This is a genomic window from Paenisporosarcina indica (assembly GCF_001939075.1).
Taxonomy (GTDB): Bacteria; Bacillota; Bacilli; order Bacillales_A; family Planococcaceae; genus Paenisporosarcina; species Paenisporosarcina indica.
In genome coordinates, this window is the sequence record NZ_MPTA01000004.1 from 69,830 (window position 1) to 90,579 (window position 20,750).

Consider the following 20,750-nt stretch of genomic DNA (forward strand, 5'->3'; position numbering starts at 1 on the left):
CATATATGAAATTAGACTTAATTCCTAACTGGTGGCTCATTCTTGTTTATAGTGATTCTTTTTTAATCTTTCGAAAGCGACTGTATTGTGTTTATTATTGTTTGTGTGAGGATTTTTATTCCTGTATGTATACTCTCAGGATTAAAAGTCATTTTTGGATGATGCAAACCTGGAGACAAGTCGCAACCAAGACCGAGCATCGTCGCTTTTAAATTTGGTTTATGCAATGAATAAAAGTGGAAGTCCTCGCCACCTGGAGTGGTGATACGTGGCTTTAAATTCTTTTTCCCAATAACATCGATGATTGCCTGCTCCATTAAATCATATGATTCCTCATGTACGATTGCCGCTACCAATCCTTCATGTATTTTTAGTTGAATCGTTACATGGTAAACAGATTCTACGTTTCGGATGACTTCCGTCACTTTCGCTTTTAATGTATGCATCATGTCATTTGTTTGAGCACGCATATCGATTGAGAACGTAGCTTTGCCAGGAATAATATTTGCGGTTTCACTCCCTGCGTGTAATTTCGTCATTTTCACTGAAAACGGGATGAGTGGATCCATGTGAATTGCTTGTAGTCCTTGAATAATGGCTGCTCCAACTTCAATCACATTTTTTCCGAGGTGAGGTCTAGCAGCATGGGCATATTCTCCGTAAATTGTTCCTTTTATGGCACTCACTGCCCCATGACAAATTGCAGCAGCTGCTGTTCCATCAGGAATTTCTTGAATCGGTCGTAAATGCACACCAAATAAATAGTCCACGTCATCAAGTACACCAAGAGAAAGAAACTTTTTTGCTCCTTGCCCTTTTTCCTCTGCAGGCTGAAAAATCCATTTGAATCGTATATTCTCCGGAAAACCATGTTCTTTCATTGCCAATAATGTTCCTAAACAGATAGACATATGTGCATCGTGACCACATGAATGATTTGCTTTAAAAACACCATCCACTTCTTGCCACAGTGCATCCATGTCCGAACGAATGGCAATACACTTAGGACCTTCCCCAATATTTACAACCAAACCCGTACATTCCTTGAATACTTGAACACTAAACCCTTGTTGTTCCAGAAGTTGTTTTAAATAAGCTGTCGTTCCCATCTCTTTCCAACTAACTTCTGGATGGTCGTGTAAATAAGCAAAGATTTCATCTATTTTATTCCTGTTCGACTCAATCTTGTCTTTCATTCATTTCACCTCAAATCGTCTCCTTTACATTATCCTATTCAAAAGAAAAGATTATGCTTGGTGAAAAAAAGAAAAGACTGGAAAAATTATGCCAGGTCCCTTATTCTGATTGAAAACTGACAATTATCACTGTCAAACCAGGTTATCAGTTCGCTATGGATGCTGCTTGATTGCTGCACTATGATCTAAAACACATGTGTGCCGAGCTTTCCATAGCTCCAAGAAACCTAGAGCAGAATGGTTTTTTATTACTAGTTATTCGAAAGCATCTACCGTATTTAGGTAGCCACTGAAAAAGTTCGCCAATTAAGCATTCTCGCTCCGGCTACCACTTGAAAGGCACCTACGCTGGTTATGCCTAGACATATTGATTACGTCAAGTTCCGCACAGTGTTTAAAATTAATTAGCGAGCCTTCCCTTGATTTTATCGAGGAAAGGCTCGCTTGTTTAGATCGGAAGGACTTTTACAGTCATCTCCATAAAGGAGAGACTTCCGACATTTATAGTTGTTCTAATAATTTTAATGCTTCGCGGTTAAAAGCTGGAATATCTTCAGGTTGACGACTCGTTACCAACTGATTTTGACAAACAACCACTTCTTTATCCACGTATTTGGCGCCAGCATATATCATATCCTGACTAATCGATTTATATCCAGTTGCGTCGCGACCTTCCAGTGCTTTTGCGGAAATTAATAATTGAGGACCATGACAAATTGCAAAAACTGGTTTCTTGGCATCCATAAATGCTTTTGAAAAAGCTACAAATCTGTCATCCGCACGCAATTGATCAGGCGAAAATCCACCTGGAATGAACAAAGCGTCAAAATCATCCGGTTTTACATCGTCAATGCCATAGTCTATCGTAACCAACGCATCGCCTTGTTTACCCTTTATTTCTTTACCCGCCTCTTTTTCTATCGTAAATACTTCATGTCCTGCTTCATTAAAAGCACGTGACGGATCCATGTATTCCGAGTCTTCAAACATATTCGTGATTACTGTTGCGATTTTTGCCATTTTCAATCACTCCTTAAAGTTTGTTCTCTTTTAGTATTCCACTAAAATTCCGTCATAAACATTAGCGATACTTCGAAACCATTGGGTGTCCTTTTTCAGAAAAACGATAAGGGTAATGAACTGCCTCTCCTGTATTTTGTATCCCGACACGCGGACCTACCTCAACTTCTTTCACACCTGTACCTTCGGCAATATATAAAGGTTTCTTCCACCAATGATGACCATAGTATTGCATGGACACGTCAAGAGCCTTTGCCAATTTCCCAGGTCCGTTTGTCCAATCTTTCATTTTTGTCTTCCCACGAAATTGTTGCATCAGCTCATGCCCCAAAATCGGTTCAGCTGCACGAATTAATACTGCACGAGGTGTGCCGACAGGTCCACTTACCACGTTCATCAATGTATGTGTATGCATTTGATATGTATAAACAAGACCTGCTTCACCAAACATAATTTCAGTTCGCTTTGTTCGACGGTTACCAAAACTATGTGCTGCACGATCTTCTGCTCCCATATATGCTTCTGTTTCTATTATTTTCACGACTAGTAAGCCTTCAGGATGTTCATGCACAATATATTGACCAAGTAAATTCTGAGCAAGTTCAAGAGTCGGTTGATGAAAAAAACTTGGGGATAGTGGTTGATAATTCATGTCCATACCTCCTAGATTGATTATACTAAAAATGCATGTATGAAATGGAGTGGTAGAGTGTCTGTTTTGAACATCATCAATACATAAATACTTAATGAAACGGGGATGTTGTTTATGAATGAACTAATTAAAGAAATCCACCAATTTCGAGATGCTCGCGGATGGGGCGGGAATCATGATGCCCGTAGCCTAGCCATTTCAATATCACTTGAAGCAAGTGAACTATTGGAATGTTTTCAATGGCGTTCGGCTGAAGAAGCGATTGCACATGACAAGCAAGCCATTGTCGATGAAATGGCGGATGTTTTTATCTACTTATTACAGTTTTCTGATGTACTAGGTGAAGACTTGATTAATGCAGCCCGAGAAAAAATGAAAAAAAACGCAATAAAGTATCCAATATCTGTAAAATAATTGAATTTTTCTTGTACTTCCGACCTTTTTCCTATTGAATTATATAAGACTGAATACTATATTAATGACACAAGGAATTAGGAGTTGATCGCATGAAGAATTGGAATTGGTTAGTTTGGGTAGCGGCGGGTGCACTCCTCTTCTTTTATACTAGAACGGATGCAAGACAAGATCAGGTAAGTGCTAGTGAAACCTCAATCAAAACATATGATCCACTAAATAATCCCGACCAATCACTAGCTGATTACTTAATTTTTCGTTCGATGATTTCGGGACAAGCAAAAATGGCGGTTACCGGCAGCAGCGTTACAAAAGGTTCAGGTTCTTCAAAGCAATCAAAAACATGGCGTGGAAGAATCGAAGTGAATCTCCAGAACACGCATCCTGCATTAAATGACCTCATGATTACAAATCATGGCCATTCAGGTTATACCTCGGTTCAACTACTTGAGGATCATGTCACCTCTCCAATCCTAAAAGAGCAACCCGATGTCCTATTTATCGAGACCTCTGTCATTAATAATCACAATAAAAATGTGACTTTAGTAGATACTTTTGCATCATTACAATCTCTTTATGAGTTATATTCAACAACATTACCAGAGACACGAATTGTATTCTTGTCACCAAATCCCTGCACTGAAAATAAATTCGGACCACCCTTGAATCAGTTTGGACTATCTTTTACCGATTATGTAGAAGGAACTCAATCTTACATTACTGAACAAGGATGGACGTACTTTGATACACATGGTGAAATGTTATACTACTTGGCCGAAAAAAACGTTCCTCTTCCGTCTACATTAAAAGATGGCATCCATCCGAATGATCGTGGATATGAGATTTGGGCTGATGTGTTATGGCCGTTCGTGCAACAAAAACAAGAATCACCGAAAATCCCAATGTAAGAAGGAAGCACAACTCCATGACGAGTTGTGCTTTTCCATTCATTTAGATCAATTATTCGGCATTAACTTTGAGGTAAGGTTTCACCCGTTTTTTACAACGAATACCCATGCCAACAATTTACCCTTCAATCAAGCCTTTTTCAATTAAGAAATCACGTGCTACATCTTCGGCTTTTTCACCATCAATATCAACTCGTGCGTTCATTTTCTGCATGTCTTCCAACGAAATCTTTCCTGCCAATTCGTTTAACACGTCTTCAAGTTCAGGATACGTTTCCAGCGTTTCTTGTCGTACCAGTGGAGCTGCATCGTATTTTGGGAAGAACCCTTTGTCGTCAGTTGTAATGGCTAAGTCAAAGCGTTCGATTCGACCATCTGTTGTAAAAGCTGTAATCACATCCACATCACCTTGTTTGACTGCTTCATACATCACGTTTGGATCAAGACTTTCCGTTTCTGCAAACTCGAATGGATATACTCCCACCATGGCGTCATAGCCATCTCCTGGTCGTTCATAAAATGCATGAGGTGCACCAAAAACAATATCATTAGACTTAGATGCCTCTACTAGATCTGAATACGTTTTGGCTTTGTATGATTGTTCTTTGCTATACGCTAGTGTGTAAGTATTCTCAAACCCCAGAGGTTCTAACCACGTCACACCGAACTTCTCTTCATATCCTTCACGAACCCTTTTCAATACACTTTCTGAGCTTTCTCCTTGTACCAGATTCTCTTCTAATACCGACTGTAAACCCGTTCCGGTGTACTCTACATACACATCGATATCGCCTTTTTCAAGTGCGGGCGTTAAGATGGCTACTTCTCCGAGACCTTCCTTATATTCCACTTCATAGTCGGTTTTCGACTCTACATACTGACCTAAAAGTTGCGGTAAAATATATTGCTCTGTAAATTGTTTTCCGCTAATTATGATGGGTTCGCTAGCGTCTCCATTTGTTGAACCACAGCCAGCTAATGCAATAGATGCAACTAGGGCTAATCCTGCCATTCTTTTTTTCATTTGATTGCCTCCTATATTTTCATCCCTTTTGGCGTTGCTTTCTTTTCAACCCATTTCAAAACCAAATCAAAGACAATCGCTAGTAATGCAACTGGTAATGCCCCGGCTAAGACAAGGGAATTATTATACGACTGTAAACCGCGATAAATGACATCTCCGAGCCCACCTGCTCCAACGAATGTGGCTAATGTGGCAATCCCCACTGTTAATACAGTTGCTGTCCGAATGCCAGCCATAATAAAGGGCAGGGCAAGTGGAAATTCAATTTGTTTCAAAACTTGAGTTCTTGTCATGCCCATCCCACGTCCTGCTTCAATAATGGATGAGTCCACACTAGTAAGCCCGGTATATGTATTACGTAATATCGGGAGTAGTGCATAAATAATGAGTGCAATTAATGCGGTATTAGACCCAATTCCCATCAGGGGAACAAGAAATCCGAATAGTGCTAAACTGGGAATCGTTTGAAATATGGCCGTGATGCCAATGATCGGTTCAGCGAACTTCCGATATCGAGCAATCAGTATACCGAGTGGCAATGAAATCACAATTCCAATTGCAAGTGCTACAAAAGATAAATAAATATGTTCGAGAAATGCTTGTTGTATAAGATCAGAGCGGCTTTGTAGTGTTTCCAAAAAATCAGTCATGCACAGAAACACCTTCTTCCTTTGCAAGTACAGCTTTTAACAATGCGGATTGATTGATATAGCCAACAAATTGTTCATCATCATAAACAGCCAATACATCTGCATTTGGCTGACCTAATAATTCAATTGCCTCTGACACATTTACTGAATTATTAACCGAAACGATTTGTTGTCCTGTATTTGCCTGGAAAAAGTACGCGGAAAGTTCAACAAGTTTGTATTGTCCGAACGAACGCTTATTATTGATTCTCTCTAATCCAATAAATTGACGAACAAAATCATTTGATGGATTATGAATGATCTCACTCGGTGGCCCAATTTGTTCAATTTCCCCAGCACGCATCACAATTAAATGATCCGCTATTTTTAAGGCTTCATCCATATCATGCGTCACAAAAACAATTGTCTTATGAATTTTGCGTTGTAAATTCTTTAGCTCTTCTTGAAGCTGCTCCCGACTTATTGGGTCGAGTGCGCTGAATGGTTCATCCATTAACACGATGTTAGGATCTCCCGCTAGTGCTCTCACGACGCCAACACGTTGTTGTTGTCCCCCACTTAATTCAAGCGGAAAACGATTTATGTAAATGTCTGGGTCTAGTCCAACCATATTCATGAGTTCGTTCACTCGATTTTGTGTTTTTTCTGCTGACCAACCTATAAGTGTAGGGACAAGTGCAACGTTTTTTGCAATGGTCATATGTGGAAACAAACCAATGCGTTGAATGACATATCCAATTGAACGACGAAGCTCTACTTCATCTCGATCGCTAATGGATTTTTCATCAATCAAGATATCACCTGAAGTAGGATTTTCTAACCGATTAATCATTTTCATTAAAGTAGTTTTCCCACATCCGCTAGGTCCGATAATTGCAGTCAACTTACCTGTTGGAATGGTCAATGAAACATTTTTTAAAGCTTCAGTTCCATCGTCAAATTGTTTTGTAACTCTATCAAATCGAATCACAGCCTCTTCCCCTTTTTTCTTCGTATATCTATCTTATTGCTAATACCCGTTTTTAAGAAATATATGCGTTAATCCTCATGCTTTTCATTTAAAATAGCTATGTTAATCTATCCTGTTTGTTTATCGTACATTTACGCCCTTGTGACATGCAAGGTGCAAATGCAACTCCCTCGTTTTTTTATCAACTTTCTTTGACATAGCTTTTAAATAAACATTCATCTGGTTAGGATTGACCAAGTGGATAAATTTTACTCTTTTAGTGCGTTAATTTGTTTGGTTAATTCATTAAAGACGTTTCCACCTACTATCCCTATACAATTTCCTTGCTTGATAACCACACTAACTTGTTTAAAGATTTTTGTATCGCCATATTCAATGGACAGGTTTTTTAATGTACCTAATAATGTCCTATCTATTCCCCCTATTTCGGAGGATTAAAAAATCCCTCCGAGAATGATCGGAAGGATTGAATTTACCCATAGTAAATTATGTCAAAAAAACTCTTTCTGAAATGAAGAGAATTTCTGTAGCAGTGAGAAATGGGCAGACTAATCCGATTTTTGATTTGCTCAAGAAATAAGATTAGATATCCATTGGCCCTTCTGTACAAAAGTGTAAATCACCACTCTAGCGTTTGGAGCTAGAAAGTAATTCTTAGTAAACGGATTTATAGCATATTCTTCTCCAATTCGCGTGCAACTCTGTCCATTTCTTCATCAGATACGGTAATCTCTGGTTCTCTCATAACGAAACCATCTCCCGTGAATCTCGGCACCACATGAAAATGAACATGGGGGAAAGCCATGCATTCCCCATTATTTTGAATTATAGAGATACTATCCGGATTATATGCTGTTCTTAAGGAACTCATGACTTCCTTGCATAGTGTCATGACCTGATTCATTTCAACATCTGTCATATCCGTTAAATCAGGCACATGTCTTTTAGGAATCACGAGCACATGTCCTTTTTGAATAGGATCGATATCCAAAAACGCCAACGTTTCTTCTGTTTCTTTCACAATACGCGCAGGTAGATTTTTTGAAATTATTTCACAAAAAGTGCATGTCATGGTATCAAAATCTCCTTTTGCAACTTCTTAGTCAAGCCTTTGAACACGAGCTCATAGGAGTGTGCAATCAATTCCTGAATCAGTTCGGGCGGCAATCCTCCATCTCTATTGAGAGAATTCCAGTGTGTCTTGTTCATGTAGTACCCAGGGTTCACTTCTTCATATTCGGAACGTAACACTTCAGAACGGACAGGGTCGCATTTGAGAGATAGGATGGGTTGACCAGCTCCATCATTGCCAAACATCACAAACATTTTGCCGCCCACTAAATAACGCTCGGCTTGCCAGTCCTGTTGGTAATCATATTTTGCACCTGGATAGCTTTCGCACCACTTTTTCAACTGTTCGAGTTCCATTTACTCACCTTCTTTTGGGACAAATTCAAGATGAACAGAGTCAGCAATTTTACGATAACCGATTTCTTGATAAATTTTATTGGATGTAGGATTCATCATATCTGTATAAAGCACACAGAAATTATAAGTTTTCAGTAATTCTTCGCTTCCTGCAGCGACCATTGTACGAGCATAGCCTTTTTTTCGTTCTTCTTTTGGAGTGAAAACAAACGATACGGTTACACCGTGATCGGAAGGGCGTGCCTTCTTCATCATCGAAACAACTTTTCCGTCTACTTCCCAAAAGAACACTTCTTGATCTTCAAGGAATTGTGCAACACGTTCTCTAATTTCTTCAATTGGTAGATTTCCGATTCCTGTATCGTCACCAAATGCTACATACCACTCTTCAATTAGTGGTGCTTCATCTTTTCGAGCATAGCGCCAGGACCCCGGGCTACTATCTAAAGCTTGGTTCACCTCATCTAAGCGATATAACCCTTGGTCCATTAATAATTTCGAATCACAGTACTGCAATTCTTTCCATTTTTCAGCAAACGAAAAGACAACTGGTTTCAATCCAACTGCTGAAGGAATATGAATCTCTCTTTTAAAGAACTCTTCAGCTGCAAATGAAAGAATGGCATCCCTATTGCCTTCATCGATAATAACTATATTCAATGGATGAGGAGGTGTCATTTGAAAAAGTGCCACTAATTTCCCGTCATCTTCAATCGTTACCATTAATGGATTGTCATAGCGACCTGCCTTGATTCCCTGCAGTATCCCATAAAACAGACTATATACATCTTCATTTTCACTCAAAAACGGTTTTGCTAGCGTTTCGAATTCTTGTGCTTGATTAAATAGATTAAAATTCATCCAATTCAGACTCCTTTAACGTAGTTAACAATTGATATTACAGAATTCGAAATACAATGTCACTAGTTTTTGAAGAAAAAATGGTTTTTTATGGAGACGTCTTATTGAGAATGAATTTGGTACTACACTTGCCTTTGAGACAATTTTGAACGGAAATTTGCTACTGAGATGCATCGCAAAACATACTTCAAAATAAAATATCCACCCCCCTTTATTCTTGGGAGATGGATGGTTCTTCATTTAAGAGTTGCCTGCGTTCAAGTTTCATGACCAAAAGGATGCTGATTTCATACAGCAAAATCATGGGAATCATAATTAATAGGTCACTGATAATGTCCGGAGGTGTCATCATGGTAGAAATGATACCGAGTATCACATAAGACCATTTCCGCACATTCTTCATCTTGTCTGAGGTCAAAATTCCGATTGCGGACAAAAACATCGCGATAATCGGGAGTTCAAATAACAATCCAAGTGGGACCGTCGTCATAATCAGAAAGTGGACATATTCACCGGCTGATACCATCACTTCAAAATTGATTTCCCCGATGTTAATCAAGAACTGATAACTCAAAGGATTCACCACGAAATATCCAAATGCGATACCGATAACAAAGAGTACCAGCATAAGTGGTGAATACAATCCGATGAAGCTGCTTTCTTTTGTCTTCAAGCCGGGTTTCACAAACTGCCAAATGAAGTGAGATAAGAACGGCAAGGATAGACCAAGAGAAATGGTCGTGGAAATCGACATATAAAACTTCACTACTTCAAGTGGTCCTAAAACAATTAATTCATTCCCTCGTGTCACGTATGGAAACCACATGTTGATTGAGGAAAAAACACCGATAAAAAAAATTAGAAAAACCGCTATGCCTTTGATAATCTGTTTACGTAATTCTGCCAAGTGATCAACCAGAGTTCCTTCTTCACCCGGTTCGTTCACCTGAATAATGACTTCCTTTACTACTTCCACAATTGGTTTATCCAATGGACTGATTATATGTTTATTTTGGTGTTCATACGGATCCATATTTCACACCTTCTAAACGACGTCTGATTTCTTCACTTCTATTTTCACAGGTTCTTCTTCTTCATCCTCAATGAGACCTTTTGTGGATTTCTTGAATTCCGCAAAAGTCTTGCCAACCGCTGAACCGATCTCAGGCAATTTTTTTGGCCCGAACAAAATTAAAACAATAACTAAGATAATGATTAACCCAGGTACGCCTATACTCCCTAAACCGCCCAAAATAGTGCCTCCTTTTTAAACGAGTGAACCGCCAGTTTTACTATAATTTATTATGCCTTCTGCACTTCTATACGCAAGCGCCCCTACTGTACCTGTCGGATTGTATCCACCATTATGTGCAAAATTCCCTGCCCCGACGACGAATAAATTCTCAGCATCCCAATGTTGTAAGTATGAGTTCACTACACTATTCTCCGGGCTGGCCCCCATAATGGTTCCCCCTGTATTATGAGTGGTTTGGTAATTGACAATATCATAGTCTGTAATAGGTGTTCGACTCTCAACTGTTTTCGCTCCCATTTCCTTCATGATCTCTGTTGCTTTTTCTGTTATATAGACATGCAAAGCTCGATCTTGTTCAGTAAAATTATATGTCATCTGAAGAAGGGGAATCCCATATGCATCCTTGTATTTGCCATCTAATGCAAGGTAATTCTCTTTATGTGGCATCGATGCACCTTGTGCCCCAATGCTTAGTGTTCGTGTGAAATTGTGTATAGAAGCTTTTTTAAATTCTGCTCCCCAAGTCGGTGTATCACGTTGAATAGGATTACTTTCAATAGGTCGAGCACCAGTTTGAGTTATTGAAAGACTGCCTCCATGGATGAAGTCTAAATCGCTATGGTCAAAATTGTCGGCATTAAAGTCATCAATGGTCATTCCAAGAGCACCCGCACCCATAAACGTATTCATTTGATCATCGAAGAAACCTGTTGCACCTGGAAGAATTTGATAACAATAGTTTTTGCCGAGTGTTCCACGGCCAGTATCTGGATTATACTGTTCTCCGATATTGGATACCATTAACAGCTTGGCATTATTCATGACATAACTGGTCAAAACGACCACTTCAGCTGGCTGTATAAATTCTTCACCAGAGAGAGTGTTGATGTATCTCACGCCTGTGACTTTATTGCCACTCTTGATTACTTCTACTACATTCGCACGAACACGGGTTTCAAAATTTCCTGTTTTTATCGCAGTTGGGATTACAGTGATTTCTGCTGAAGACTTTGCTCCATACTCACACCCAAAACGTTCACAAAACCCACAGTACTGACACGCATTAATCGATTCCCCGTCTGGATTCTTGTAAGACTCCGACAGATTTGCTGAAGGTAACATAAATGGCGAATATCCTAAATCTTGTGTTGCTTTTTCAAATTTCTTTAGGATCGGCGTTCTCTTCATCGGTGGTGTGGGAAAAGGATCTTTACGTTTTAAAAAAGGATTTTTATCTTCACCGGAAAGCCCTATTGTCTGTTCATATGTGTAAAAATAAGGTTCCAATTCTTCATAAGTAATTCCCCAGTCCTGAAGTTGATAATCTTTTGATAATTTATTAGGTCCGTATTTTTTGTCCGTCATGGTTTTAATTTGAAAATCGTAAGGATAAAATCTCCAGGTATGTCCATTCCAGTGAGTTCCCGATCCTCCTAATCCTTCCCCGAGTAAGAATGAACCCAATTGACGCATCGGTAGCGCTGACATTTTGCGATTATTTCTAATAGTAATCGTTTCTTTTGATAAGTTTTGCATCAATTCATATCTAACTGCATAACGATACTCGTCATGTATCTTTAAATAATCTTCAGTTCCTCGTTCTTCTCCTCTTTCCAACCCGACGACTTTCAGACCAGCCTTTGCACATTCCGCTGCAATAATACCGCCTGTCCAGCCAAGTCCAACTACGACCACATCTACTTTTGATAAAGTTGTAACCATTTTATATTCCCCCCGTCTTAGTGCATTCCACCTAGTGATTGTGGCTCGATTTTTTGAAACTTTTCATTTTCAATTTCATTGATATAGGCCATTTGATGTCCAGGGAACCCTTTCATTCTCCAGCCATCCATATTGACATTTCCTTTGTACATAGGGTCGGAATAAGCCCCTTCAAGAGTGGCTGTGCGTAGCAGACGAAAGAAAAATGTTGACGTAACACCAGCCATTTTAATCTCATCTTTTTGAAATGCCGTTAATATTTCATCCATCTGTGCACCTTCAATTTTCGAAAAGCCTTTATCAAATCTTTTCGTAGCTTCTGCGTCCAGCATTTCGATTCCTTGTCTGAAAATCTCAGCTCTAGTCAACCTGCTTTGATATCCTTGTGTGGGAGCACCCACTTCAAATGGTCCATGCATATACTCTTTAGAATTACTTCCATATTGTCCGGCTAATTGGCTATCTATGAAGTAAGGAACTCCCAGCCCAATAGCACCTGGCCCTTGATCATCTTCAGGATAGATGCGTTCAGTTGCGTTCGCTATAATGTCAAATTCCCGATAATTTCTGAAGAATTGCCAACCTTGATCGGTTTGTGTGCTATGCTCGTCAGTCCCAGCAATTTTATTGGTAGGGGAATCATTTTTGTTAATGTTATAGCCAACTAATCCACCAATTAGCCCCCCACCGATTAATGCACCTGTAGCGACTCCAGAAGTTTTTAGAAAGTCACGCCTCGAGATATTTTTTTTATTTTCTTCCATAAATATTCCCTCCTTATATTTCGACTTCGTATTATCAGCTCTATTAACTCTAAACTTAGAATAGGCAATTGAAGAGAGTTTTAAACTATCCAACCCAGTGATTATTTCATTGGGAGGTGTTGAAGTAGGGAGGGGGTATAGCGGAAGAATTGAAATGAAGACCCTTTCAAGAAAATCAACTTGTCTATTTCAAATAAAAGGTCAAAATAAAAAGAGTGAATTTATCCTAAGAGATAAATTCACTCTTTCTATTTGGCCCATGTTGCAGCCATGTTTTCACTTCTTTTGGTGATTTCAATGTAATCACATCTGCTGGTACTTTAGATAAAATCTTTAACATTCCAGGTCGAGCATCTTTCGGGTATCGCCAAATCCAACGAACAAACTCCCAATCTATTTTTTCTGGGCAGCCTTCACCCATATCAGGTCTAGTAACTCCTCGATATTTCCATGCACGTTTACATGCTCGGTATAAACAAAGGACATTTGAAAAGTCGAGAAAAATAATAAGATCTGCATATTGTGCTCTTAATTCAATACTGGAGTCATAATTCCCGTCAATGATCCATTCGGGTTTTGTCAATTCTACTTTCACTTTCTCCATGAATTCTGGTCTAGGTGTAGGGTTCCAGCCGGGTTTCCAAAACAGTGCATCCAGATGGACCACCGGCACGTCCCACTGTTCTGCGAGCTGACGTGATAGTGTGGATTTCCCCGCACCACCAGAGCCAACAATCAGTATTCTTCGGTGCTTAGGCTGCATCTTCTTCAAATGAACATACTCCTATCGTATTACCATCCAGGTCTTTAAACTGAAAAAATTCAACGTTTCCACCACTTCGTATTGGCGTAGCTTGAACTCCTGAATCTAACATCGTTTGATGTGTAGCATGGATATCCTCTGTATAGAGATTAAAGCATTCATGGTCTCCCATTTTATTCACTTCCATAAAAATAGTCCGAACAAGTGTAAAGGCTGTTTTACCATTGCCAATTTCCATAGCAGCATAGCCATTCTCTACATCATGCCATCTTAAGGTAAATCCACATTTATCTTTATACCATTTAATCGAGCGATGCGTGTCTTTTACAGGTAAAAATACGGTGTCAATCCTCTTGAACATAGCCGACTCTCCCTTGTCACTCAATTTTACTAGTTTCATTTTATCAACTATTCATGCCTACGGCTAGAAAGTTTTCAATAATACCTCAAATATTCAGTCTACTAAAAATTCTTCCATTATTTGTTTACCCTATTTGTCTCAAAACAAAAAGGCTACATTAGCAGCCTTTTCATTATTCCAATTCAGTTTGTTTCGTTTCTTTACCAAGAAAAATAACCGATAATACCCCAATCACAATGGCGATACAGAAAATGCTGAAAATCCAGCCAATATCATAGCCCTTGGTAACAAGCGTCCCCACTAAAAGAGGTCCCAGAATCCCACCAATTCGTCCAATAGCAGCAGCCATTCCTGCTCCAGTTGCTCGAATCACCGTCGGGTATTGTTCAGGTGTATAAGCGTATAACGCTCCCCATGCACCTAGGTTAAAGAACGATAGGAAGGCACCCGAAGTTAGTAACATGACGCTGGTGTCAGCATAACCGAAGACATAAGCACTTGCTGCCGTCCCAAGTAAATATACAACTAACACAAATTTACGACCCGCTTTTTCAATTAACCAAGCTGCAGAGAAATAACCAGGTAACTGGGCAATTGTCATGATGAGTACATACTTGAAGCTCGTGATCATATCGAATCCCTTTCCAATCATCACACTCGGCAACCAGAGGAACATGCCATAATAAGAGAAGACGACGGTAAACCATAAGATCCATAACATTAATGTAGATTTCGCATAAGCTTTTGACCACACTTCTTTAATGTTTTGACTGTAAGATCGATTGTTCACACGATTTGCAGTAAACTGTGGTGAATCTGGTAAGTTTATACGCAAGTAAATGGCATAGAACGCTGGTAATGCAGTAATGACCAATGCCACTCTCCATCCGAAATTCGGAATGATGAAATACGAAATTAAAGCCGCTACTAACCAACCTGCTGCCCAAAAACTCTCGAGTAATACAACAACACGACCACGCTCTTTCGCTTCTACACTCTCAGATACAAGTGTCGAGGCTACTGGAAGTTCTCCACCTAATCCCATCCCTACAAAAAATCTAAAAACGAGAAATGCTGCAAGAGTTGTCGTCAAAGCAGACAGACCACTTGCTACAGAGAAAAACAGAAGGGTCAAGATGAACACCTGTTTGCGGCCAATTCGATCGGCAAAAATACCAAAAACAAAAGCACCAACTGCCATACCAATGGAGTTTACACTCCCGATCCACCCCATTTGTCCCGGAGATAAGTTCCACTCAACCGCTAACGCGGCAATGACAAATGACAATATTCCAACGTCCATTGCATCAAACATCCACCCAAATCCGGCAATTCCCAACAGTTTATTTCTTGAAAGTGGCTTTTTCTCTTTTGAAATTATAGTTGTCATTTTTTTACCCCTTGTCTTTACAGATGTATATTTATCTCTTTACACTTAAGTATACTGATAGGGCGATTAACTTACAACCACAAAAACGAAAATACTTGTGAGCTTATGCTCCTAGCGCAATTGTACGATGAACAACAGTTTTAACATCTCTATATATAAAAAAACACATTATCTAGAAAGACTAGACAACGTGTCTTGATTTTACGCAATCAATAATAAACTTAACGCCATTACCGCCATTCCTCCAACAACCCCGTAGATGGAAAGATGGGCTTCATCATACTTCTGTGCCGCAGGTAGTAACTCATCTAAAGAAATAAACACCATTATTCCCGCTACAGCTGCAAATATCATTCCAAACATAATGTCATTTAAGAAAGGCATTAAAATCAAGAATGCCACAAGAGCACCTACAGGTTCGGCAAGACCAGATAGGAATGACCATTTAAAAGCTTTTTTTCGATTCCCAGTTGCATAATAAATGGGAATCGCTACTGCAATACCTTCTGGAATATTGTGGATGGCAACAGCAACGGCTATGGCAATTCCCAAATTCGGATCTTGCAAAGCAGATATAAACGTCGCAATCCCTTCTGGAAAGTTATGAATCCCTATCGCTAATGCCGTAAATATTCCCATTCTCATCAATTTTGTATACTCAGCATTGGAAGGCTCAATATCCATTTCTTCTACACCTTTAACTTCATGTGGGTTCGTTGATTTCGGCAATAATTTATCGATTAATGCAATCACTATGATTCCACTAAAAAAACCAATAACTGTAAACCAATATCCTTGTGAGGCACCTAACTCATTCACTAAAGCATCTTTTGCTTTCACAAAGATTTCAACCAGTGATACATAAATCATTACACCTGCTGAGAACCCTAATGCTAAAGACAAAAATTTCGTATTTGTTCTTTTCGTCACAAAAGCCAGTAAACTTCCGATACCCGTTGCTAGACCCGCAAATAACGTTAAAGCTAGTGCAAACAGAACATCTCCACTCATTTTCTCACCTTCTTTCTATATCAGTCTATTAAATTGATTGTATTCTAAAAGTTTCCTTGATGCAACTCTTTTTGATGAAGTAATACTTTTTGTGTAAACGAAAAACTAAAGCAATTTGATTAATTCGTCTATTTTCATCGCAAATACAGTTAAACGTTTCTCCATATCCCCTTTTGATCCAAAACGTATGACTTGTTCTTCAGTTATTTCTGATTCAATCATACGAAGGTGACGAACAGCCGTATCCAGAACTTGCAACACTTGCTCTCCTCTTACGACACGATTCACATGATGATTATGATCACAATAGCCGTGTACAAAGCCATCTGCAATACATTTCAAAGTTTCCTGACAATCCTGGAATCGATGTTTTCCATAGCGTTCTGTATGGGCAAGTTCTACAAACAAAGTCTCATACAAATTCAAAAAGTTACCTGCCATTACTTCCCCGAAATACACAATAGGAAGTGGATCAATAAGACGAATTTCCCCATTATTGAGTAGCCAATTTTCGGGTGAAGCATCTTGATTCGTTAAGACAGGATGACTGATTTCATTAAAACGCATTTCACAAATACGTATTAAGGCATCTTTTAATCCTGGTTTGTCAAAAATTGGTCTCTTGTTTGACAACTCTTCATAATCATCCAATACCTCATTGCATTCTTCTTTGATAAATGCACGATAGTCACTTGAAAATTGACCATGCAAACCTTGCTTTTCATTCCACGCAAGATATCCGACTCCTTTTAAACCGTGATCCACACGCTCCAGGTTCCGGTACAATTGCCCGATTTCCTTACCAAGCTCGCGTGCCGTTTCTTCACTTAATTGATGTAAGTCCACATGATTTCCAGCGTATGACTCAATTGTATACGTCAAATCTTGTGATACATGATAATAGAAAGTAGAAGGTGCTGCTCCAGGAGAAACTTGATTCACATATTTGTAGTAAATTTCCGTTCCACCATACTCCGCTCTCAAGGCATTTTCATTGTATGTAACTTCTTTTTTATAGGCGAATTTTTTAGGAATACGTAAAACAAGTGGTTCATGTCGAGTACTCGTTAGCTTCCACGCTTGATGCCAAGCTCCTTCACCTAAATCCGATATTACTGATTCCGTCAGTTTTGCATGTTCCAGTGCTTGCTCATATGTCATGTTGATGACTCCTTTACATACTGTCCGATTTTTTTCCAATCTTGTAGTACCATTTCTCTTAATGAAGGGCGATAGAATACTGAAGCAGGATGAAACGTCGGGACAATAACAAAAGATTCTGACGTTTCACTATAGTGAAGATCCTCTAATTTTTCTAAATACTGAATGGGTTGGCAAACCTTTTGCCCGTGCAATTCAGTGACTTTTGCTGATTTCCCTAACAAACGTTGTAGACCAATATTGCCGAGTGTCACGATTAATTTCGGTTTGAGATGTTCAATTTCATAATCCAGAAGAGGAGCATGTGCAAGAATCTCAGCTGGTTTGGGTGCTCGGTTGTACATTCTTTTTACAATCGATCCATCCTCTGCTTTCTTTGTCCCCCATTTGTAGGGACGACTTCGCACACTACTTGTGATGAATACGTCTTCACGCGTTAAGCCTATACTATCTAATGACTTCATAAGCTCGGTTCCTGCTCGCCCAATAAAAGGAATCCCTGTTTCAATTTCATTTTCACCAGGTGCTTCTCCAATCAATAGCAGCGTAGGAGATGGATTTCCATAACTACGCACAAAGCCTTGCACAGCATGACCTTCAATCCTTTGCATGCCCAATTCGACTAAATTGTCGGGGATCGTAAACATATACCATTCTCCCTTTTCAAAAAGAGCCCCACACCAAGAAAGGCGTAAGACTCGGTTCATTCAGATTGTGTTACACGTTTGTTCATCTGGCCGTTTCTCCACTCATACCAGATTGTCACAATGATAAAGAATGAATACCCTATCATCCAACCTGCTAAAACGTCTGAGGCATAGTGTGCAGTTGCCGCGACTCTGGATAGACCCACTAAAATTGTAAGAACAATCGCCCCAAGCCATATGATATATCGAGTCATTTTCGATGATACACTTTCAGTTAGGAAGTAGGCAATTGTAAATAAGTAAAGTAATCCTACCATCGCATTTCCCGAAGGAAAACTAAAGCTATCCACCTGATTTGGAAAGTCCGGTCTTTCACGTTGCACCCATACTTTTAACAATTTGTTCAATAAATTACCGCCACCGACAGAAAAAAGAACGACTAACATGCCTCGATAATTTCGTTTATTAAATCCTAAAAACAATATTAAAATAAGTGCAGCAATAATGATAACGATCTGTTCACCAAAAATACGAAAAACTTGCAGAAATTCATTACCAGCCAATAAATCTGCGATGTTTGCATCAAATTCAATCATTTTCTCATTCGTCAAATTAAGAAATAATATAGCAAAAGCGATTAACGTCACGAACGCCAGAGGATAGAACCATTTTCTCACAGGAATCACACTCCTTTTTAGTATTAGTTTAGTTCAATCATACAATACACACTATGACTTAAGATTCAATAGATATGATAAACGTTTAGTCTAAAATGGCAGTGGTAATGTACATAGGAGTCAGATACAAACGTTTTGAAGGAGGAATTATACGTATGAGTGTCTACTACAAAGAGTTTATAACTGATGATGAGGCCATACGAGGGATACAGGAAATAAAATCACATGGCATTCAAGATGATGATATTTATGTCATAACCCATGAGAATTATCGAACAGAAAAACTTGCTGAGATGGCAAGTGCCAATACAATCGGAGTTGCGGAGGAAGGACTTGGAACAGCAATTGCCAACGCTTTCAAAACCAAAGGAGAAGAATTGCGTGCCAAGTTGGAACATATAGGATTTAGTCTTTCTGAAGCCGTGGACTTGGAACAGCAATTGGATGAGCATAAAGTAATTGTGGTCGTAAAGAACAAACCAGCAGGCTTGACTCTTTAATGGTTGTTTTAAAATTGCGCTCAGTTTTTGTGTAATCTCTTGAAATACGCATTAAAAAAAGCAGGGAAACCATACTTGGCATTCCCTGCTTTCTTTCATTTGCTTATTTTTAATTCATAGACGTTTTGACTAGATTCAATCACATGATCAGGTTTAGGTTTACCAGCATTGGCTTTATGTCCTGCAATATGCTCAGGACTCTTTTCCCAATTCTTCCAAGCCTCTTCGCTCTCCCAGTTCACCATGATCAGCACTTCTTCATCCCCACGACGAACTTTCTTTTGGAGTACTTGAAGATTGATGAAGCCTGGTTGCTTTTCAATAAGACCTTCTCTTTGGAAACGTGATAACACTTTTTCGCTGGAACCTTCAGTTACTACCATTCTTTTCACTTGATAAAACATAAAGACCCCCCCTAAGTAAGCAACCTTACAATGCTGCCTCTGCATCTTTTACCATTAGTTTAACAGATTGTAATCCTCCACCTGATAAGTACCACTGATCCGGATTCAAGTAATAAATTTTGTCATTCTTAAATGCATTGGTTTTTTCAACCAGTTCATTCTCAATCGTTCCTTTGGCACCTTCAGTACTATTCACCGCTGCATCACGGTCGATAACGAATAAGATATCTGGGTTGGTCTCCAAAATATATTCAAATGTAATATTCTGACCATGTGTTGATTGTTCAATTCCTTCATCCGCTGCTGCAAAACCGAACACATCATGCAGGATACCGAATCTTGAACTCGGACCATATGCACTGACTTTCCCTTCATTGCTCAAAACGATTAATGCTTTTTCATCCATAGCTTTTGTTTTTCTTGGATAGACTCAATTGACGCATTTACTTCTTCTAATTCCACTTTCATTTCTTCTTCTTTACCAAAAATAGAAGCAATCATTTCCATGTTTTTCGTAAATGAATCCATGTAATTTGTATAATCAATTGGCACATATACGGTTGGTGCAATTTTTGCATACTCTTCGTACATGTCAGCTTGACGTGCAGAAATGAAAATCACTTCAGGCTTCATTGCATGGATCGCTTCAAAATCTGCCTCTTTCAAACTTCCTACGTTTGTGTAGTCAGAACCAGCATATTTCTCCAAGTAGTCAGGAACTGATACTTGGGGAACTCCTGCAACCTCAATGCCTAACTCATCCAATGTATCCAATATACCGAAGTCAAAAACAACGACGTTTTTAGGGTTTACTGGTACAGTTGCCTCACCAAGTTCATGCTTGATTGTAACTGTTTCTTGTTTGCTGCCTTCTGACGAATCTTTCTCACTTGAACCTTCTTTTGTCTCTCCACAAGCTGCTAATACGACCATAAGAAGTGTTGCAAAGATTAATAGTGACCACTTTTTCAT

Annotated in this window: 24 protein-coding genes and 1 pseudogene; 3 read left to right on the forward strand and 22 right to left on the reverse strand. The window is 39.1% G+C overall.

What is annotated here, in order from left to right; translation table 11 throughout:
- Window positions 1-62: 62 nt before the first annotated feature.
- The 3 genes from GY23_RS11185 to GY23_RS11195 all read right to left on the reverse strand — a co-directional run bounded on the left by GY23_RS11185 (window position 63) and on the right by GY23_RS11195 (window position 2,868).
- Entirely contained in the window at window positions 63-1,196 is a 1,134-nt protein-coding gene (locus tag GY23_RS11185) for a M20 peptidase aminoacylase family protein (RefSeq protein WP_075619312.1), read from the reverse strand.
- Between the two features lie 501 nt (window positions 1,197-1,697).
- Entirely contained in the window at window positions 1,698-2,216 is a 519-nt protein-coding gene (locus GY23_RS11190) for a type 1 glutamine amidotransferase domain-containing protein (protein WP_075619313.1), read from the reverse strand.
- A 61-nt stretch (window positions 2,217-2,277) separates the two neighbouring features.
- Window positions 2,278-2,868 carry a DNA-3-methyladenine glycosylase gene (locus GY23_RS11195; RefSeq protein ID WP_075619314.1) on the reverse strand — a complete coding sequence of 197 codons (591 nt, stop codon included), beginning with the start codon at window positions 2,866-2,868 and terminating at the stop codon, window positions 2,278-2,280.
- A gap of 114 nt (window positions 2,869-2,982) precedes the next feature.
- Here GY23_RS11195 and GY23_RS11200 point away from each other — a divergent pair, with 114 nt between their 5' ends.
- Together GY23_RS11200 and GY23_RS11205 are read left to right on the forward strand one after the other, a co-directional pair.
- On the forward strand, window positions 2,983-3,282 hold the full coding sequence (locus GY23_RS11200) for a nucleotide pyrophosphohydrolase (protein WP_075619315.1): 300 nt from the start codon (window positions 2,983-2,985) through the stop codon (window positions 3,280-3,282).
- 92 nt (window positions 3,283-3,374) lie between these two features.
- A complete protein-coding gene (locus GY23_RS11205) occupies window positions 3,375-4,190 on the forward strand; it encodes an SGNH/GDSL hydrolase family protein (protein ID WP_075619316.1) in 816 nt (271 codons plus the stop codon).
- Between the two features lie 118 nt (window positions 4,191-4,308).
- Here GY23_RS11205 and GY23_RS11210 read toward each other — a convergent pair whose 3' ends face one another.
- The 17 genes from GY23_RS11210 to GY23_RS11290 all read right to left on the reverse strand — a co-directional run bounded on the left by GY23_RS11210 (window position 4,309) and on the right by GY23_RS11290 (window position 18,874).
- On the reverse strand, window positions 4,309-5,214 hold the full coding sequence (locus tag GY23_RS11210; protein WP_075619317.1) for an ABC transporter substrate-binding protein: 906 nt from the start codon (window positions 5,212-5,214) through the stop codon (window positions 4,309-4,311).
- An 11-nt stretch (window positions 5,215-5,225) separates the two neighbouring features.
- Window positions 5,226-5,864, reverse strand: a complete 639-nt coding sequence (locus GY23_RS11215) for an ABC transporter permease (protein ID WP_075619318.1) — start codon at window positions 5,862-5,864, stop codon at window positions 5,226-5,228.
- Complete coding sequence (locus GY23_RS11220; RefSeq protein ID WP_075619319.1) at window positions 5,857-6,834, reverse strand: ABC transporter ATP-binding protein; 978 nt, start codon at window positions 6,832-6,834, stop codon at window positions 5,857-5,859. The genes GY23_RS11215 and GY23_RS11220 overlap by 8 nt, the downstream gene beginning before the upstream one ends.
- Before the next feature lie 667 nt (window positions 6,835-7,501).
- On the reverse strand, window positions 7,502-7,906 hold the full coding sequence (locus tag GY23_RS11225) for an HIT family protein (RefSeq protein ID WP_075619320.1): 405 nt from the start codon (window positions 7,904-7,906) through the stop codon (window positions 7,502-7,504).
- Window positions 7,903-8,262, reverse strand: a complete 360-nt coding sequence (locus GY23_RS11230) for an MmcQ/YjbR family DNA-binding protein (protein ID WP_075619321.1) — start codon at window positions 8,260-8,262, stop codon at window positions 7,903-7,905. Before GY23_RS11230 ends, GY23_RS11225 begins: the two co-directional genes overlap by 4 nt.
- Window positions 8,263-9,123, reverse strand: coding sequence for a GNAT family N-acetyltransferase (locus tag GY23_RS11235; protein ID WP_075619322.1), 861 nt, complete (start codon window positions 9,121-9,123; stop codon window positions 8,263-8,265).
- Between the two features lie 211 nt (window positions 9,124-9,334).
- Window positions 9,335-10,156 carry a twin-arginine translocase subunit TatC gene (tatC, locus tag GY23_RS11240; protein WP_075619323.1) on the reverse strand — a complete coding sequence of 274 codons (822 nt, stop codon included), beginning with the start codon at window positions 10,154-10,156 and terminating at the stop codon, window positions 9,335-9,337.
- Between the two features lie 12 nt (window positions 10,157-10,168).
- Window positions 10,169-10,375, reverse strand: coding sequence for a twin-arginine translocase TatA/TatE family subunit (gene tatA / locus GY23_RS11245; RefSeq protein ID WP_075619324.1), 207 nt, complete (start codon window positions 10,373-10,375; stop codon window positions 10,169-10,171).
- A 15-nt stretch (window positions 10,376-10,390) separates the two neighbouring features.
- Window positions 10,391-12,100, reverse strand: coding sequence for a GMC family oxidoreductase (locus GY23_RS11250; protein ID WP_075619325.1), 1,710 nt, complete (start codon window positions 12,098-12,100; stop codon window positions 10,391-10,393).
- A 17-nt stretch (window positions 12,101-12,117) separates the two neighbouring features.
- The gene (locus tag GY23_RS11255) at window positions 12,118-12,864 is read right to left on the reverse strand and encodes a gluconate 2-dehydrogenase subunit 3 family protein (protein ID WP_075619326.1); all 747 of its coding nucleotides are present in this window, start codon (window positions 12,862-12,864) and stop codon (window positions 12,118-12,120) included.
- A gap of 226 nt (window positions 12,865-13,090) precedes the next feature.
- Window positions 13,091-13,627, reverse strand: a complete 537-nt coding sequence (locus GY23_RS11260) for a DNA topology modulation protein (RefSeq protein ID WP_075619498.1) — start codon at window positions 13,625-13,627, stop codon at window positions 13,091-13,093.
- Window positions 13,617-13,988, reverse strand: coding sequence for a VOC family protein (locus GY23_RS11265; RefSeq protein WP_075619327.1), 372 nt, complete (start codon window positions 13,986-13,988; stop codon window positions 13,617-13,619). The genes GY23_RS11260 and GY23_RS11265 overlap by 11 nt, the downstream gene beginning before the upstream one ends.
- Before the next feature lie 172 nt (window positions 13,989-14,160).
- On the reverse strand, window positions 14,161-15,378 hold the full coding sequence (locus GY23_RS11270; RefSeq protein WP_075619328.1) for an MFS transporter: 1,218 nt from the start codon (window positions 15,376-15,378) through the stop codon (window positions 14,161-14,163).
- A gap of 201 nt (window positions 15,379-15,579) precedes the next feature.
- Complete coding sequence (gene zupT, locus GY23_RS11275; RefSeq protein ID WP_075619329.1) at window positions 15,580-16,389, reverse strand: zinc transporter ZupT; 810 nt, start codon at window positions 16,387-16,389, stop codon at window positions 15,580-15,582.
- A 105-nt stretch (window positions 16,390-16,494) separates the two neighbouring features.
- Window positions 16,495-17,550 carry a hypothetical protein gene (locus GY23_RS11280; RefSeq protein ID WP_075619330.1) on the reverse strand — a complete coding sequence of 352 codons (1,056 nt, stop codon included), beginning with the start codon at window positions 17,548-17,550 and terminating at the stop codon, window positions 16,495-16,497.
- Window positions 17,547-18,197, reverse strand: a complete 651-nt coding sequence (locus GY23_RS11285; RefSeq protein WP_075619331.1) for a uracil-DNA glycosylase — start codon at window positions 18,195-18,197, stop codon at window positions 17,547-17,549. Before GY23_RS11285 ends, GY23_RS11280 begins: the two co-directional genes overlap by 4 nt.
- Window positions 18,198-18,253: 56 nt before the next feature.
- Window positions 18,254-18,874: a phosphatase PAP2 family protein gene (locus GY23_RS11290; RefSeq protein WP_075619332.1), complete on the reverse strand. Its 621-nt coding sequence runs from the start codon at window positions 18,872-18,874 to the stop codon at window positions 18,254-18,256.
- 155 nt (window positions 18,875-19,029) lie between these two features.
- On the opposite strand from GY23_RS11290, the gene GY23_RS11295 reads away from it, so the two are divergent.
- Window positions 19,030-19,374 carry a YflT domain-containing protein gene (locus GY23_RS11295; protein WP_075619333.1) on the forward strand — a complete coding sequence of 115 codons (345 nt, stop codon included), beginning with the start codon at window positions 19,030-19,032 and terminating at the stop codon, window positions 19,372-19,374.
- 95 nt (window positions 19,375-19,469) lie between these two features.
- Here GY23_RS11295 and GY23_RS11300 read toward each other — a convergent pair whose 3' ends face one another.
- Together GY23_RS11300 and GY23_RS11305 are read right to left on the reverse strand one after the other, a co-directional pair.
- Window positions 19,470-19,778, reverse strand: coding sequence for an antibiotic biosynthesis monooxygenase family protein (locus tag GY23_RS11300; protein ID WP_075619334.1), 309 nt, complete (start codon window positions 19,776-19,778; stop codon window positions 19,470-19,472).
- A 25-nt stretch (window positions 19,779-19,803) separates the two neighbouring features.
- Window positions 19,804-20,750: pseudogene (locus GY23_RS11305) on the reverse strand (siderophore ABC transporter substrate-binding protein).